The following is a 16,592-nucleotide window of genomic DNA, read 5'->3' on the forward strand; positions in this document are numbered from 1 at the left end:
ATATCCACGGTGGTCTGTGTTGTGGAAGGTGGTACCCGGGTGGGTTCGGAGGAAATTCGGGGGGCGGAACCTTCCCCGGATTCGGCCGGACGTGGTCGCCGTGCGGGCGGGCCGTGTCTGCTCTGGGTGCTCATCGCCCTTCTCTCGCTCGCCGCGCTCGGGGTGTTCGTGGGAACGGACCTGATGCACTCCAGGGAGGGGAAGTGGTTGTCGATCGAGCAGATGTCGGCCCCCGGGACCGTCGACGGACGGGACGTCTCCACGAACGGTCGCCTGCCGTACTCGCTCCCCGCCTGTGACGGTTCGGGTGTCCTGCTCCTCGGGGACTACGCCTCCGTCGAGGACGTCGGGAAGGCGACGACGACAACCCTCGGTGCGACCTACACGACGTCGAGGGCGTGTGGTTCCCTCGGCGGGAACAGCGACACACCGGAGTATTTCGTGGTCTATCTTCCGGTGCTCGGCGGCAGGGATGACCTCTGCCAGGCGTTGAAGAACACCAGGGAGCGTCTCGATACATCGGTCCGGGCGACACTCCTCGACGATGAGCCCCACACCAGTGAGAGTCTCTGTCCCCGGGTGGCCGGGTGACACGGGCCGGTACGATCCCTCCGAACGGCGGGGAACTGCACAGATGACACCCGTCGGGCTGCGTTAGAATCGGGCGCATGATCCTCATCAACGTTCGTTTCACCGTCCAGCCCGAGCACGCCGACACCTTCCGGGAGACCGTCGCACCGTTCACCGAGGCGACGCGGGCCGAGGACGGCTGTCTCTTCTTCGACTGGTTCCGGTCCACCGACAACCCGAACGAGTACATCCTCGTCGAGGGCTTCAAGGATGACGCCGCCGAGGCGCACGTCAACTCCGAGCACTTCAAGAAGGCCTGTGAGCTCTTCCCGACGGTCCTCGTCGAGACCCCGCAGATCATCAACACCCTCATCGAGGGGAAGACCGAGTGGGACCGGATGGCCGAGTTCAGCGTCGACTGAACCACCACCCCCGCCGGTCGAACGGTGGTCGGAAACCCGCCGACCGGTCGAACGGCCGAGGGTAGGCTGGTCATCATGGGTAAAAAGGAATCCAAGAAACCGCCGAAGCTGTCCAAGAAGCACTACGAGTCCGAGCTGAAGAGACTTCAGGCGGAACTCGTCGACATGCAGCAGTGGGTCGTCGAGACCGGAGCCCGGGTGGTTGTCGTGATGGAGGGGCGCGACGCGGCGGGAAAGGGCTCCGCGATCAAGCGGATCACCCAGTACCTCAACCCCCGGACCTGCCGCATCGAGGCGCTGCCCGCGCCCAGTTCCCGGGAACAGGGGCAGTGGTACTTCCAGCGCTACGTCGAGAGGCTCCCCACCGCCGGTGAGATCGTGATCTTCGACCGGTCCTGGTACAACCGCGCGGGCGTCGAACGGGTGATGGGCTTCTGCACCTCCCAGGAGTACCGTCGGTTCCTCCATCAGGCACCGATCTTCGAGCGGCTGCTCGTCGAGGACGGGATCATGCTGCGCAAGTACTGGTTCAGTGTCTCGGATGAAGAGCAGGTGAAACGCTTCACCTCCCGTCGGGAGGATCCGCTGCGTCGCTGGAAGCTCTCTCCGATGGATCTCCAGTCGATCACCCGGTGGGAGGACTACTCCCGGGCGAAGGACGAGATGTTCATCCACACCGACATCCCCTCCGCCCCCTGGTACACGGTCGAGAGCGAGGACAAGAAGCGGTCCCGGATCAACGTCATCAGCCACCTGTTGTCGACGATCCCCTACGAGAAGATCGACCGCGAACTCCCCGAGATCCCGAAACGCCCGCAGTCGACCAACGACTACGAACGACCCCCGCGCAGTGATTTCCGCTACGTCCCGGATGTCGCGGCGGAACTGGAACTCGCCCGGGGAAAGCGGAAGAAGGACGCGTCCGGGGACGCGAAGAAGGGGAAGGGCAAGAAGTAGTTCCCCTCCCGTGACCGCGTGGTCCCCGGGGTGTGCCCCGGGGATTTTTCCGTGCGGAAACCGTGGCGCGGATGTGGCGGTATATGACAGACTTCGGACATGAGACAACGTCCCACCCGGAACCTCGTCAACGCTTTCGTCCGACACACCACCGGTGTGCTCGAACTGAATCGGCCGAAGGCACTGAACTCCCTCAACCATGAGATGGTGGAGATCATCTCGGAGGCGCTGGACACGTGGCGCGACGATGACTCAGTGCACCGGGTCGTCATCTGCTCCTCCTCCGAACGCGGTTTCTGTGCCGGTGGTGACGTCCGCACCTGCAGGGAGGAGGGGTTGGCGGGGGACTTCGACTCGGGTGACCGGTTCTTCCGCGCGGAGTACGAGATGAACCGGCAGCTCGCAGACTTCCCGAAGGCCATCGTGTCGGTCATCGACGGTGTGGCGATGGGTGGCGGGCTCGGTGTGTCCGTACACGGTTCCCACCGGGTCATCACCGAGAAGGCCTTCGCCGCGATGCCCGAGATGGCGATCGGTTTCATCCCCGACGTCGGCACGACCTGGATGATGCAGCGCATGATCGGGGAGAGTGGTGAAGCACTGCCGGAACTCGCCACCTTCCTCGGCGTCACCGGGTGGAGGATGACTCCCGCGGACATGCTCTGGTCGGGTCTCGCCACCGATCTCATCGCCTCGGAGGACGTCGACCGGTTCATCGACGCCGTCATCGCCGAGTCCCTCGACGACGCGCTCGAACAGTACGCCCGTCCCGTCGACTTCGTGGATGGGGGTGAGCTCGAGGGGTTCCTCCCCGACATCCGGGCCACCTTCGGGCATGATTCCTGGGCCGCGATCGACGGGGCCCTGGAGGGGCACGGCAACGCCGATTTCGTCGCCCGTGTCCGGGACCTGACGGAGAAGGCGAGTCCGACCTCCGTCGTCGCGGCAGTGGAACTCTACACGGCGAACCGTGCGGCGCGGGACATCGTACACGCCCTCGACAACGAGTTCGCGGTGGGGTCGGTGCTCCGGAGGGAACACGACTTCCCCGAAGGCGTGCGCGCCGTTCTCGTGGACAAGGACCGCAGCCCCACCTTCGATCCGTCCGCCACCGGGGACGTCGACGTCGATTTCTACCGGACGATACTGAAGCACCGTTAGATCGGGCGTGTCCGTCCTGACGGTGAAGGGCCCGCACGCGTACCGCGTGCGGGCCCTCGGAGGTCTCCGGGGTGACGGTCAGACCGTGGCGTGCAGCCGTTCCGGTTCGGGCGTCCCACCGGACTTCGTGTGCACCTTCATCCAGACGGTGAAGCCCCAGATGACGAACACCCCGTACACGATGTACAGCACGGCGGAGGGGTAGTAGCCGGCGGTGAGGAGCAGGGGGACACCGACGATGTCGACACCGATCCAGATCAGCCAGAACTCGGTCCAGCCGCGGGCCATGCCGTAGGTGGCGAGCACGGAACCGGTGAAGATCCAGGCGTCGGCCCACGGGCCCCAGGACCCGAGGGCGGAGAAGATCATCGCGCAACCGACGGTTCCGACGATCCCGGCGATGACGAGTCCGAGACGTTCACGCCCGGTCGCCCAGCGCGGTTGCACCGCGGCGGTGTCCTCGTGGGGTTCGGTGACGATGGACCGGGAGGGGTCGGTTTCCGGTGATTCCCGCAGGCCCCGCTTCCGGGCCCGGGACCACTGGTACCAGCCGTAGACGGAGACGATGAGGAACATGACCTGGCGGCCCGCCTGGCCGTAGAGGTCCAGCGCCTGCGGGGTGTTGAACACCCCGCCGAGGAACACGGTGAACAGGAGCAGGTTTCCGACGATGCCGACGGGCCAGGCCCAGACGACGCGTTTCATTCCGCCGTAGGCGCTGGCGAGACCGAAGGCGTTGCCGATGATCTCGCGCCAGAGGATGGGGACGCCGCCGACGGAGATCGTGGCATCGAGTAATTCGGTGAAAGGATTCATGGTTCTCCCTGATGTGAAAGAGGGGTGCGGACATGGATCCTCGGGGCTGAAAAACTGCCCGGTCGTACCCCGGTGCCGGAACGGACCGTGGATACGGGTCGCCGACGTCCGGGAGTGCCGGTCGTGCAGGTTCTCTCTCATCCGGACTGTGACCGTCGGCTCCGGAATCACACCGGATCTGCTGACCCATCACGCGGAACATCCGTGTGATGGCGCTCGCGGGCTTCACCATGGAGGTGTCTACCGCCGGTGGGGACTTCCACCCCGCCCTGAGAACAGGAACCAGCTTAGCCTGTCAACGGGCCGTCGTGCCCGTCATCCCGCCACCGGGGGAGAACCGGACGGTCACTGTACCGTCGGTCACCGGCAGTGAGACGGAACCGGGGTCCCCGGTCGGGAGTGGACGGAGCCCCCGGAAGCGTGCGTAGCCCGCGATGGCCCGGTGTCCGTCGACACCGTCGGGGACGGCGTCACGGACCACGTCGATGACCGCCTCGACGGCACGGACCGTCGGGGGCGGCAGCGCGAGGGCGGCGTCCGCGAAGACCACGACCGCCCAGGTGTCACTGTTGAGCTGGACCGTCGCGTGGTACCACATGCCGAGAACCGGTTTCGCCGCGGACACGAGGTCGAGTTCACGTGCCAGCGCCAGGGGGACCGTGGGGGACACGAAAGCCGGTACCCCCTCACGCCGACCGAAGTCCCGGATCCTGTGGCAGGCGGAGGTCGACGGAGATCTGCCGATGTGTCTGTCCGCCCATCCCCAGCACCAGGTGTCCCCGGTGACGGTCGCCAGAATGACACCCCGGGCGTGCGTCTCCGCGCCGTCCACGTCGCGTAGCGTGACGAGTCCCCGGTGGGGATCCACGGCGGCGGTGGCCCCGGGGACCCTGGCGTCGAGGTACATCTGGGACTCGACGGAGGGGAGCAGGGCGTCCGCCCGGATCTCGTCGATGTCGAGACCCCCCGAGATGTCGCGGAGCCGCCCGTCCCGGACACGTACCGCGGTGCCGTCGGAGAATCGCCACACCGAACCGTCCGACGTGACGTCCAGTCCGCGGATCGCGGCGAACCCGGAAAGGGAACGGGGGAGATCACCGGTGCATCCGGGGACGGTCGCTGCGGTGATCATGGCCGTCCGCGTGTCTCCGGTCGGTTGCGGCGGATCAAGACACACGACGGCCGTGCAGCCGTCGGGCATCGGGGCGAGGAAACACGGTGTGCAGTAGTGGAGGGTGCGGGCCGCGGCGACGAGATCGTCACTGACCGGTTGTGCCCCGGTGAGTTCGGGTATCCCGAATCTCTCCGCGGCCGCGGCTGCGGTGTCACTGCACCAGGTCCAGAGACCGTCCCGGATCTCCGCGACGACGGTCCCCGTGGTGTCGATGTCCCGGTCCCGGTTGCGCACCGCACGGACCTGCATGCGGTTCCCGTCACGGTTGAACTCGATGCCCGCGTGGTCTCCGAGAGCCGCCGCGAACGCGGCGTCGGCGTCGGCGCGGGCGATCGCTCCGTCCGTGACGATCTCCGCGAGAGATCGCGGTGGGGGATGTTCCATGGGATTCTCCTTCGGGAGGGTGTGCGTCCACTCTAACGGCAGTGCCCCCGCGGATACCGATGTCCACCCGTGTATCAGCGTGTATTAGTCTGTGTGGCGCAGTTGTCGCCAAGTCATCATCATCGCCGCCGCCGTCGTCGTGGCCGCAGCCGTGGAGGAACCAACCCTGATGGACATCCGTCTCGATCCGCTCTCCGACATCCCGATTTTCCTTCAGCTCCATGACGGAATCGTCCGGTCCATTTCCCGTGGGGAGACGGCGCCGGGTACCCGCCTGGACTCGGTGAGGTCGGTGGCCGCGGACCTGGACATCAATCCGGCGACGGTGAAGAAGGCCTATGACCTGTTGCGGTCGGAGGGCATCATCACCACGGGCCACCGTTCCGGAAGTGTGGTGCTCTCCCCGGAGCGGCCCGTTCCCGGGGCGGAGGAGCGCCTGGCTGCGGAGCTTCGGGCGCTCCTGTCCCGGGCCCGGTGCCAGGGAATCGACGGGTCCACGGTCCGCGCACTGGTGGAGTCGGAGCTCGACACCGATTGACCTGACGTGGCACCGGACCTCGACGTCGTCCCCGGACACGCGGAGACGGTGTTCCCCCGGACGGTGCCGGTGGAAAACGTGTCTCGTGGGCGGGGGCGGTGGTGCGCGGATGGTCCCGCCGTTCCGAACGTCCGGGAGGCTGGACCGGTCACGTTTGGGCCGGGATCAGTCAGCGACGAGTGCCTCGAGCGTGAACTCCGGGTGTTCCTTCTCGATGAACTGGAGCCGCCACTTGTCGCCGAACAGGGCGATCAGTTCGCCGTCCGTGCGGGTGAACACCTCGACACCGCGCTGTTTCGCCAGCTCCGGAACGGTCGTGGCGTCGGTGCGCCGGGCCACGGTGTAGGGGACGGCGTCGGTGACGGTCTCGACGTTGTACTCGGCGAGCATCCGGGCCTGCATGACCTCGAACTGCATCGGGCCGACGGCCGCCATGACCGGAGCCGCGTCGCCACGGGCGTCGTTCTTGAGCACCTGGACGACACCCTCGGAATCGAGCTGTTCGAGAGCCTTGCGGAACTGCTTGTACTTGCCCAGTGACTTCGCCCGCAGGGTACGGAAGTGCTCGGGGGCGAACTGCGGCATCGGCGGGAACTGGACCTTGCGTCCCGCGTAGATGGTGTCCCCAGGGGCGAGGGAGCCGGCGTTGACCAGACCGACGATGTCGCCCGGGTAGGCGGCCTCGACGGTGGAGCGGGTCCGGCCGAAGACGGTGAGCGCGTACTTCGTGGAGAAACTGCGCCCGCTCTGCGCGTGGGTGACCTGCATTCCACGGGTGAATTCACCGGAGACGACGCGCATGAAGGCGAGTGAGTCGCGGTGGTTGCGATCCATGCCCGCCTGCACCTTGAACACGACGCCGGAGAACTCGTCTCCCGGTGCCCGGGATTCGTCGACCGCCGAGGAGGCGCCCTCCAGTACCTTCGGATCGGTGTACCGGGGGGCGGGGCCGGGGGCGAGCTCGCAGAGTGCATCGAGGATCTGGTGGACACCGAAGTTGAGCATCGCGGAGGCGAAGATCACCGGTGAGGTGGTGCAGTCGAGGAAGAGATCCTGTTCGTGCACAGCACCGTCGGCGGTCATCAGTTCGACCTCCTCGACGGCGGTCTCCCAGGCGGTGTCCTCTTTTCCTGCGGCCTCATCCGGGGTGAAGTGTTCCTCCGGGGCGATGGTCGAGCCACCGGCGGTACGGATGAAGTGGATGTATTCCTCGATCTCGCCCCCGGTGTCCAGGCGTGCGAGCCCGCGGAAGTCACCGGCCTCTCCGACGGGCCAGAACAGGGGGGTGGGCTGGAGACCGATCTCGGACACGATCTCGTCCATCAGTTCCAGCGGGGACTTGCCGGGCCGGTCCCACTTGTTGACGACGGTGACGATCGGCAGGCCGCGGGCCTTGCACACACGGAACAACTTCAGCGTCTGCGGTTCGAGGCCCTTGGCGCCGTCGATGAGCATGACGGCGGCGTCGACGGCGGTGAGCACCCGGTAGGTGTCCTCGGAGAAGTCTGAGTGTCCCGGGGTGTCGACGAGATTGATCATGTACGGTTCGCCCCCGTGACCGGCGGGGGCGTACTCGAACTGGAGTGCCGACGAGGCGATGGAGATACCCCGGTCCTTCTCCATCTCCATCCAGTCGGAGACGGTGGCTTTACGTCCGGCCTTCCCGTGCACCGCACCCGCCTCACTGATGACGTGGGCGTGCAGCGCGAGTGCCTCGGTCAGGGTGGATTTACCGGCGTCCGGGTGGGCGATCACCGCGAAGGTGCGGCGGCGGGTTGCCTCGGACGCCGGATCGTTGTGGGGGGTGCTCTCGCTCATGTTTCGGTGCAACTTTCAGACAAACGGCCGGACAGGGGTGGGAACTGTGACTCCCGTCAGGGTACGCCATGCTCCGGTGTTCGTTATTCTCGGCGCCATGAGTATCGTCCGCACCCTCTCATCGCCGGTCATCGTCGCCCCGATGGCGGGCGGTCCATCGACCCCGGCGCTCGTCGACGCCGCGGCCGCAGCCGGTTCGCTCGGATTTCTCGCGGGTGGTTACCTGGGTGCGGGGGAACTCGATGGACAGATGCGGAGCGTGCACGGTGGTGCGTACGGGGTCAACCTGTTCTGTCCGCAGCGGGCGGCGTCATCCGTGGAGCTTGCCGCCGTGCGCACCTACGTGGAACAGCTCGGGCCGTCTCTCAGCAGATACGGGATCACGGCGGCGGACCTCATCGGACGGCTCGGGACCGTGGACCCCACCGACGCATTCGCCGCCAAGCTGGAGGCGGTGTGTGCGGCCCGGGCCGGCGGATACGGACCGGCCGTTGTCTCGTGCACGTTCGGTGTCTGGAACGATGCGGAGGTCGAGCGGCTCCACGGTCACGGGATCGAGGTGTGGGCGACGGTGGCTGATGTCCGTGCGGTGCCGCCTGCGGTGTCCGCCGGGGTCGACGTGATTGTCGTCCAGGGACCCGGTGCGGGGGGACACCGGGCGACCCGGACCGTGGAGGAGACACCCTCTGACGTCCCACTGGAGGTCCTCGCGGGTGAGGTGGCGGACGTCGTCGATCTACCTCTCGTCGTCGCCGGGGGACTGGGGACGCCTGCGGAGGTCGCCGCCGCACTGCGGTGGCCCGGGGTCTGCGCGGTGTCGTGTGGGAGTGCTCTCCTCCTCGCGGATGAGGCGGGAACCTCGCAGCCCCACCGGGACATGGTCAGGGGTGCGCGGGAGTGCCCCGACACCGCTGTGACGCGGGCGTACTCGGGTCGTCCCGCGCGGGGTGTGCGTACCGGGTTCATGACGGAACGTACGGATGCCCCCGCCGTGTATCCGTACGTCAACGCTGTGATGGGGCCGGTACGCTCCGCCGCCGCACGGAGCGGGGACCACGATCTCGTGGCGGCTTGGGTGGGTACCGGCGTACCGCACATCCGTTCCGGTCCGGCGGTGGACATTCTGCGCTGGCTGGCGGGAACCGGGGAAGCGTGACCGGCCGGGCCGGCCGGTCACCGTGTTGAACGGGGCGTCAGCGGGTGAAGCGGGCCAGGCCTTCGGTGAACATCTGTTGCAGGGGACCGAACACACCGGTGTGGATGAGCCATCCGATACCGCCGGCTAGTGCGGCGAACAGTGCCAGGACGCGGATGATCCGTGGAGCGGACGCAGACCCGGTGGAACCGTCTCCGGGAATCTCCGCTGCGGGGGTGACGGTGATGGTCACAGGCGCGGTGTCGACGGAGGAATCGGCGTACGTGGCGACGACCTCCGCCGTGACCGTGCCCGCAGTGGCGTCTGCGGGGGCGGTGTAGGTGACGGCCCCGGTCGAGGTGTTCACGGACAGTCCCACCACGGGTTCCCTCAGTGAGAATCCGGTCCCGTCCGGGGTTCCTCCGGTGATGACCGGGGTGAGCGTTACTTCCCCGCCGGCCTGCACCGTGGACTCCGGATAGGTGAGCTCCACCGTGTCGGCGATCGGAGCCGTGGCCGACCCGCCCATGTGGACCGGTCGGATACTCTCGTCGTGCTGCCCCGCTTCATCGGGGAGCGTCAGGCGCTGGATGCCGGCATAGTCGACGTAATCGACCTCGCGGCGGTCGGCGATGAACAGCTCTTCTCCGCTGCGCACCATCAGCTCCGGGTAGTTGCTGTTCGTCCCCTTCGTCTTTCCGGACAGGGTGGATTCCCTGAGGACGTCTCCGTTGCTCGGGTCGACGAGGAAGAGTTTGTTCAGGCCGGTGGCGATGATGGCGTTGCCGTCGGCGTCGAAGACGACCGATGAGATGGCACTGTACGGACCGGGGGTCTCGTAGGGGTTGTCGGCCCAGTACAGGAGGGTGAATTCACCGTCGGTGTAGTCCATGAACGCGTAGGTGTTGTTGTTCTGGCGGTCGTTGTAGACGGCGATACGTGAACCGTCGGTCGCGACGCCCTTGTAACCGCGCGCGGTGACGGGATTCGCCGGTGTGAACGCCTCGATCAGCGACGCCTTCACATCACCGGCCGGGGTGATGTGAACGGGGAGCGCCGGACGGGTCTCACCGCCGGTGACGGTGAGGTTGTAGTCGTTGACGTAGATGTACGTTCCGTCGGCGAGTGCACGGAGGCCGTCATTGTCGCTGAAACCGTAGGGATTCCCGAAGGTGTCGTTCGACAGGTGCTCGTCATCGATCAGGACATCGGGGTAGAGGTCCGAGGTCGCCGGAAGCCCTGTGCTCGTCGATTCACCGTCCGGGGTGATCTCCACGAATGTGGCGCCGCGCAGATAGTTCCAGGGTGCGCCGGCAGGCGGATTCTCCAGATAGATCAGGGCGGTACGGCTGCCGTCGAAGGAGCGTGCCAGCGCGGTCGGGACACCGTCCGCCGTGAACAGGGTCTTCTCCCCGTCGAATCCGTCGCGGGTCACGTGCGCGGACTTCACGGTGAATTCACCGGTGGAGGCCGCGGGTTCGATCCAGGTCATTGTGTCGGTGGCTGGATCGAACGTGGACTCGGCGCTGTTGAGCATGTTCAGTCGTGGCAGCGCCACCGCGCCCCGGAGGGAACGCGGCACGACCGCCACGTTGCTCCCCTCAGGGGGTCGGTTGATGTAGAGGAGGTCGCCGTTCGACATCTCGTGCAGACGGACGGCCCCTCCGGTCCGCGTGCCCGGATCGGTGTCGATGATGCTCGCGTCGGCGAGCCGGTACCAGCCGTCGCCGTCGGCGGGCGACTGAGGGACACCGGATTCACCGGGGTAGCTGAACGTGAGCGAATTCAGGTAGGGGTTGTCGTCGTAGAAGTTGGAGAAGACGTCCTGTCCGGCCTCCGTGAGTTCGGCGCCGATGTTCCTCCAGGTGGTCACCCCGTCAGCGGTGTTGTAGCGGCCGGAGGAGACGTCCAGTCTCCCGAAGGGGACCTCCTTCTCCTCGGACCAGGATCCGTCGCTGTAGCGGACGTAGTTGACCAGTGCGAACAGGGTTCCCTCGCCGGTGTCCGGATCGATGACGACGCGGGGATCGGCGATGGTGACATCCAGCTGGCATTCGCCGCGCACCGGGGTGTCGCCACTGCAGTAGAGCATGTAGTTGACGGTTCCGCCGTACTGGACGCTCACGGCGCCTTCCGGGGTGGTCGTGGAGGAGCGGTAGGGCCACAGGAAGGTTTCACCGTCCTGACGTGCGCCGTCGATGACGCTGGTGGCACCGCTGACATAGTTGTCGAAGGAGTCGCGGATCGCCCAGGACAGTGCGGGGGTGTCTGCGGACGGGGTCGCGTCGACGTCTTCGCGGGCTGTGACGCCCAGCGTGGAGTCGACACCGGCGTACGCCGGGGTGGACAGGGGGATCATGAGCGACGCGGAGACGGCGGCGGCCAGGCTCAGGCGCGTGAAGCGACGTAGTGAATTATTCACCGGGGGCACATCCTTGAGAACGTGGGGACGCGTACCGGGGTCCCGTCGGGGCCGGCGCACGTCCGAGAGTAAAGGTGAGTCTAACCTTATCTTAAGGTTCGCGCTGAATCGCCCGGAGATCGGCCCGTTCCGGAGTGCGGTGGTGTGGTCGCGGTTCCTCGGTGGTGTGCGGGGGCTGTGGGCTCCGGTTATCGGTTGGGGTGATTCCGGTCACAGTCGCCCGTCGCCAGTCGCCCGTCGTCGGCCCCCGGTGATCTCTGCGGGGGTGCTCCGGATCTGTGCGTGTGACGGGTGCCGGATTGTGGTGGGAGGGGGGGGAACGTTCCCGTGGCCAGTCGACTGCCGCCCCATCGGGGGTGATCAAATAGGGGTGGAACCACAACTTCGGCTGGCACGGTGTTGCTATCTTGGGGTGCCGGAGAATTTTTCACCCCTGGACAAGGATTTCCCGGAACCCGGTTCCGCCCCGACCCGAAAGAGGACACCGTATTTCCATGACGGATTCGATCGCTACGCACCGTAATTTCCATGAACGTCTCGCCCTGGCTGAGGAGATGGTCCCGCTCCTCGGGAAACTGCACCGGGAACGCAATGTGGTCACCTCGATCTACGGGCGGCTCCTCGAGAATGTCACCGCCATCGACATCGTGAAGTCGCACCGCTTCGCGCGCCGGATAACCGAACGGGAGATGTCACTGTCCGCGACGCTCCCCATCGTCCGGGAACTGGTCGAGATGGACCTCGGTACCGCGTCCATCGACATCGGACGTCTCGCCACCCGCTTCCGGGAGGACGGGTCGGACGATCTCAGGGGGTTCCTCGAGGAGGAGCTGTCCGAGGTCATCGGCACTGCGGCGGAGACCCCCGAGACCGACGTCGTGCTCTACGGGTTCGGGCGCATCGGACGTCTTCTGGCCCGCATCCTCGTCGCCCGCGAGGGGCGTGGCCTCGGAGTACGGCTCCGGGCCGTGGTCGTCCGGAGGAACGGCGACATCGACCTGGAGAAGCGCGCCTCACTGCTGCGCCGCGACTCCGTCCACGGCCAGTTCGACGGCACCATCAGCATCGACCGGGAGAAGAACATCATCTGGGCGAACGGCACTCCCATCCAGGTGATCTACTCATCCGATCCGGCGACCGTCGACTACACGGAATACGGCATCGACGACGCCGTCGTGGTGGACAACACCGGGCGGTGGCGCGACCGTGCGGGCCTGGAACAGCACCTGAAGTCGAAGGGTGTGGCCCGGGTTCTGCTGACCGCACCGGGTAAGGGGGATCTGAAGAACATCGTCTACGGGATCAACCACTCCGATATCACGGATGGGGACCGCATCCTGTCCGCCGCGAGCTGCACCACCAATGCGATCACCCCCGTACTCAAGGCCGTCAATGATCGTTTCGGCGTGAGTTTCGGACACGTCGAGACGGTCCATTCCTTCACCAACGACCAGAACCTCATCGACAACTTCCACAAGGGTGAGCGGCGTGGGCGGGCCGCGACGTTGAACATGGTGCTCACCGAAACCGGGGCCGCGAAGGCCGTGGCCAAGGCGTTGCCGGAACTCGGGGGAAAACTCACGGGTAACGCGATCCGTGTCCCCACCCCGGATGTGTCGATGGCGGTGCTGAACCTCACCCTGGACAGGGGGACCACCGTGGATGAGGTGAACGCCTATCTCCGTGACGTGTCCCTGAAGTCGGTGCTGCGGCAGCAGATCGGGTACATCCGTTCCCCGGAGGTCGTGTCCACGGACTTCGTCGGAACGACTCAGGCGGGTATCGTCGACGGGCTGGCGACGATCGCGCAGGGCAATCACCTCGTGCTCTACGTCTGGTACGACAACGAATTCGGTTACTCCAGTCAGGTCGTCCGGATCGTCGAGGAGATCGCGCACGCACGTCCGGTCGTCCTCCCGCGTCGTAGGGAACTCGACGAACTCTGATCGCCCTCGTGTCCGTGTACGGCCCGCCCCGGATGTCCGTCCCGGGCGGGTTTCGTCCTGTGTGGGGGTGTTGAATCTCCGGATTCGGCAGCGTGGGATGTCAATGGGGGGCGGTCGGTAATAGGCTCGGGGTGTGGACATGGCGAAGCTGCGGCGTAAGGCCGCCAATGGGGGAAAGAAGAAGTGCTGTCGGTCGCGGCAGCGCTGCAAGCTGTGTCCGGTCGTGGTGAAGCGTCTGGAGAAGGCCCGTGCCTTCGATCTCGACGATGTCGCGTTGGAGAAGGTCTGGGCCAAGGCCCGCATCCGTTGACGTCGGTCGGGGCCGGGTCGGTCCGGTGGCGGGGTGTTCATCCGGGGGAAGTTCAAAGTCCCATGGAATTCCCAGGTTGATTCCTTTGGGATGGCTGGCCAGCGGAAGTCGGGGGACAACGTTCACAGGTTGGCTCTCCGTGGGCTTCGCGGGGTGTCCGTGACCTGTCGGGGGAGCGGTGGCAAATGTAACGTTGCGGTGTCAATTAGAAAACATTTGCATCAACTGACCGGTTGCTGCACCCAACCTGAAAGGCATCTGCCAATGCCCCTTTCACCTGGAGTCCGCCTCGTCGGCTTCCGCTTCCTCACCGACGACCCCCGGTTCCGACGGTCCGCCGACGCTCCGTCGTCGCGGCCCTGACCGTCGGCACCGGGGCTCGCCTCCGGAATCCTCGTCGCCGTTTCGCCCGCCGTCGCGCAGGACATCGACGCCGACCACATCCCCACCGTCATCAACAGTCCGGACGACAACACCCGGCTCGACCCGCACGACGAGGTCTCGCCCGACGCCGACGGCATGGACCGGTTCATCGTCGCCTACCGGGACGGCGACGGCCGGGACGGTGACCCGCAGGACAACGGGGACTGGTTCCTCCCCGGCGAATGCAACAACCGGGATGGAGCGGACTCCTCGTGGCACGGCACCCACGTCGCGGGCATCATCGGTGCCGCCACGGACAACGGCATCGGTGTGGCGGCGACCGCCCCCGGCTCGCGGATCCTGCCCGTCCGCGCCCTGGGCAAGTGCGGCGGACTGACCTCCGACATCGCCGACGCCATCATCTGGTCCGCAGGTGGACGGGTCAACGGGGTACCGGAGAACACCACCCCGGCATCGGTCATCAACCTTTCCCTGGGTGGACAGGGGCGCTGCTCCCGGACCTACCAGCGGGCCATCGACTTCGCCGTGGAACGCGGAGTCACCGTCGTCGTCGCCGCGGGTAACGACGCCATCGACGCCAGCCGGGTGCAGCCCGCCAATTGCGACAACGTGATCACGGTCGGGGCCTCGGGCGAATCCGGCTCGTTGGCCGGCTACTCGAACCACGGCCACGTCCTCGACATCACCGCCCCCGGCGGTGACATGACCAACGGTGCGGGTGTCCTGTCCACCCTGAACACCGGCACCAGGACCCCCGGTTCCCCGGCCTACGCCTACTACGAGGGCACCTCCATGGCCACCCCGCTGGTCTCCGGGGTCGCGGCACTGCTGCACCACGCGGAACCCGGGCTGACCCCCGACCAGATCAGGACGCGGATCACCGACACCGCCCGACCGCTCACCCGCAACTGCTGGGCAGGCTGCGGAGCCGGTCTGATCGACGCCGCCGCAGCGGTCGGTGCCGGGGAAAACCGTTCACCCCGGGACACCGACCCCGGTGACATCCCCGTCGACGAGCCGACCGGGGACACGGACCCGGTGGAACCGGAACCGGTGGAGTCCGCACCGGGTGCTCCGGCTCCGGTGGAACCGGAACCCGTGTCCGCCCCCGCCGATGATCCCCGGGACGACTCCGATCGTGAACCCGGCGACGACGGGACCCGGCCCACACCCGATCCGGACCGTCGGGTCAGCTACATGGACTGGCTCCGGACGCTGTACTGGCTGAGCTACTACGGCCTCGGGGGATTCCGGCGGTGACCGAGAGACACGGATGGGGGAGGGACACGACAGTGACGACGACGCACCGGAGATCACCGACGGCTCTGATCGCGGGAACGGTGCTCGTGTGCACGGCCGCCTGCACACCCGCGGGCACGTCACCGGCAACAGGAACCACCGATGCGCCGATCCTCACCGCCACCCACCGACCGGCGCCACGCGACACCGGTGAAGCAAGGGGAGTCGTCGTCTACTTCTCCCCGGAGTCACCGGCCACCGGGAACACGCACCTGCGGGACACGATCATCACGGACGCCGCACACCGTGCCGGTGTCACCTCGGCGGGGACGGACACCAGGACCGTCGACCACACCGGTGAACTGTCCGTGGTCGTGACCGTGGACGGCGGGCTGGACCCCGGACAACTCGCCCGATTCACCACCGAGCTGTACGCGGAACAGGGGATCACCCACGTCGAACCGGACACCGGGTCGGCTCCGTCCGGGGACACCGTACGCTGACGGGACCCGGATGACCGGGACGGACGGGGAATGGCGGAGTCCGTGGGTGGTGGGAACCGCCCGCGGTCGTCACCCCGTCACCGGGAGTGGATCGTGTTCTGCGCGATGACGAGCCCGGACGTCGCGATCAGTTCCACACCGTCCGCCGCTTCCGCACACTGGACCGCGAGGTCCGCGCACTGCGACTGGGGGATGGGACGCAGCACGTAGTCCGCGGGATCCATCCGCCCCGGGGGACGACCGATGCCCATGCGGACCCGGATGTAGTCCCTCGTTCCCAGGGATTTACTGGTGGACTTCAGTCCGTTGTGGCCGTTCTCCCCGCCACCGATCTTGAGACGGACGATCCCCGGCTCCAGGTCCAGCTCATCATGTATGACGACGATGTCTCCCGGTGCGACACCGAAGTAGCCCGCGAGCGCCTTCACCGGACCTCCGGACAGGTTCATGAAACTACGGGGTTTCGCCAGGATCACCGGGCGCCCACCGATCCGGATCTGAGCGATCTCCGCGTTCGAGCGCTTGTGCACACTGAAATTCGCGGGCGCGGGCAGCGCCCGTTCGGCGAGCTCGTCAACGACCATGAACCCGACATTGTGGCGGGTGGCGGCGTATTTCGGGCCGGGGTTGCCCAGACCGACGACGAGAAGTGGGCCGGTGGTGACGGCGGCGGTGTTCCGGGAGGTGACGTCAGATGAACTCACGCCGAACATTGTCGCACACGGTACTGAAGGTGCGGGAAAAGAGACACCCGCCCCGGGAGACCGTCCGGGCGAATGCTCGGCGGAATCCCGGGGCGGGTGCGGTTCTGCG

The 16,592-nt window shown here is 66.7% G+C and carries 15 protein-coding genes and 1 riboswitch; of the genes, 10 read left to right on the forward strand and 5 right to left on the reverse strand.

Translation table 11 applies throughout. The features are described from left to right. Nucleotides 1-126: 126 nt before the first annotated feature. The 4 genes from JIM94_RS07055 (at nucleotide 127) to JIM94_RS07070 (ending at nucleotide 3,110) form a co-directional block, all read left to right on the forward strand. Nucleotides 127-591: a hypothetical protein gene (locus tag JIM94_RS07055; protein WP_200251046.1), complete on the forward strand. Its 465-nt coding sequence runs from the start codon at nucleotides 127-129 to the stop codon at nucleotides 589-591. A 77-nt stretch (nucleotides 592-668) separates the two neighbouring features. After that, the gene (locus JIM94_RS07060) at nucleotides 669-992 is read left to right on the forward strand and encodes a putative quinol monooxygenase (protein WP_200251048.1); all 324 of its coding nucleotides are present in this window, start codon (nucleotides 669-671) and stop codon (nucleotides 990-992) included. Nucleotides 993-1,067: 75 nt separating this feature from the next. Then, nucleotides 1,068-1,949: a polyphosphate kinase 2 gene (ppk2, locus tag JIM94_RS07065; protein WP_200251051.1), complete on the forward strand. Its 882-nt coding sequence runs from the start codon at nucleotides 1,068-1,070 to the stop codon at nucleotides 1,947-1,949. Nucleotides 1,950-2,048: 99 nt separating this feature from the next. Beyond that, nucleotides 2,049-3,110, forward strand: a complete 1,062-nt coding sequence (locus JIM94_RS07070) for an enoyl-CoA hydratase/isomerase family protein (RefSeq protein WP_200251053.1) — start codon at nucleotides 2,049-2,051, stop codon at nucleotides 3,108-3,110. A gap of 78 nt (nucleotides 3,111-3,188) precedes the next feature. Here the strand turns inward: JIM94_RS07070 and JIM94_RS07075 are convergent, their stop codons facing one another. Continuing rightward, a complete protein-coding gene (locus tag JIM94_RS07075) occupies nucleotides 3,189-3,926 on the reverse strand; it encodes a nicotinamide mononucleotide transporter family protein (protein WP_200251055.1) in 738 nt (245 codons plus the stop codon). Between the two features lie 125 nt (nucleotides 3,927-4,051). Next, nucleotides 4,052-4,207, reverse strand: a riboswitch (FMN riboswitch). 14 nt (nucleotides 4,208-4,221) lie between these two features. Next, nucleotides 4,222-5,484, reverse strand: coding sequence for a DUF6882 domain-containing protein (locus JIM94_RS07080; RefSeq protein ID WP_200251058.1), 1,263 nt, complete (start codon nucleotides 5,482-5,484; stop codon nucleotides 4,222-4,224). Between the two features lie 91 nt (nucleotides 5,485-5,575). Between JIM94_RS07080 and JIM94_RS07085 the strand changes: the two genes are divergently transcribed. Further along, nucleotides 5,576-6,022 carry a GntR family transcriptional regulator gene (locus JIM94_RS07085; RefSeq protein ID WP_200251077.1) on the forward strand — a complete coding sequence of 149 codons (447 nt, stop codon included), beginning with the start codon at nucleotides 5,576-5,578 and terminating at the stop codon, nucleotides 6,020-6,022. Nucleotides 6,023-6,187: 165 nt separating this feature from the next. On the opposite strand, the gene JIM94_RS07090 is transcribed toward JIM94_RS07085, so the two are convergent. Next, entirely contained in the window at nucleotides 6,188-7,840 is a 1,653-nt protein-coding gene (locus tag JIM94_RS07090; protein ID WP_200251081.1) for a peptide chain release factor 3, read from the reverse strand. Between the two features lie 97 nt (nucleotides 7,841-7,937). On the opposite strand from JIM94_RS07090, the gene JIM94_RS07095 reads away from it, so the two are divergent. After that, on the forward strand, nucleotides 7,938-8,996 hold the full coding sequence (locus JIM94_RS07095; protein WP_200251092.1) for an NAD(P)H-dependent flavin oxidoreductase: 1,059 nt from the start codon (nucleotides 7,938-7,940) through the stop codon (nucleotides 8,994-8,996). 37 nt (nucleotides 8,997-9,033) lie between these two features. Here JIM94_RS07095 and JIM94_RS07100 read toward each other — a convergent pair whose 3' ends face one another. After that, nucleotides 9,034-11,397 (reverse strand): HtaA domain-containing protein, encoded by a 2,364-nt coding sequence (locus tag JIM94_RS07100; RefSeq protein ID WP_200251094.1) that lies wholly within the window; start codon nucleotides 11,395-11,397, stop codon nucleotides 9,034-9,036. 494 nt (nucleotides 11,398-11,891) lie between these two features. Between JIM94_RS07100 and JIM94_RS07105 the strand changes: the two genes are divergently transcribed. The 4 genes from JIM94_RS07105 to JIM94_RS07120 all read left to right on the forward strand — a co-directional run bounded on the left by JIM94_RS07105 (nucleotide 11,892) and on the right by JIM94_RS07120 (nucleotide 15,779). Next, complete coding sequence (locus tag JIM94_RS07105) at nucleotides 11,892-13,343, forward strand: glyceraldehyde-3-phosphate dehydrogenase (protein ID WP_200251097.1); 1,452 nt, start codon at nucleotides 11,892-11,894, stop codon at nucleotides 13,341-13,343. Between the two features lie 133 nt (nucleotides 13,344-13,476). Next, on the forward strand, nucleotides 13,477-13,653 hold the full coding sequence (locus tag JIM94_RS07110; RefSeq protein WP_200252201.1) for a hypothetical protein: 177 nt from the start codon (nucleotides 13,477-13,479) through the stop codon (nucleotides 13,651-13,653). Between the two features lie 519 nt (nucleotides 13,654-14,172). After that, entirely contained in the window at nucleotides 14,173-15,297 is a 1,125-nt protein-coding gene (locus JIM94_RS07115) for a S8 family serine peptidase (RefSeq protein ID WP_200251100.1), read from the forward strand. Continuing rightward, nucleotides 15,294-15,779, forward strand: coding sequence for a hypothetical protein (locus tag JIM94_RS07120; protein WP_200251102.1), 486 nt, complete (start codon nucleotides 15,294-15,296; stop codon nucleotides 15,777-15,779). Before JIM94_RS07115 ends, JIM94_RS07120 begins: the two co-directional genes overlap by 4 nt. A 77-nt stretch (nucleotides 15,780-15,856) precedes the next feature. On the opposite strand, the gene pth is transcribed toward JIM94_RS07120, so the two are convergent. Continuing rightward, complete coding sequence (gene pth, locus JIM94_RS07125; RefSeq protein ID WP_200251104.1) at nucleotides 15,857-16,492, reverse strand: aminoacyl-tRNA hydrolase; 636 nt, start codon at nucleotides 16,490-16,492, stop codon at nucleotides 15,857-15,859. Between the last annotated feature and the right edge of the window lie 100 nt (nucleotides 16,493-16,592).

This window comes from Corynebacterium pygosceleis, from assembly GCF_016595275.2.
In the GTDB taxonomy this organism is placed as follows: domain Bacteria; phylum Actinomycetota; class Actinomycetes; order Mycobacteriales; family Mycobacteriaceae; genus Corynebacterium; species Corynebacterium pygosceleis.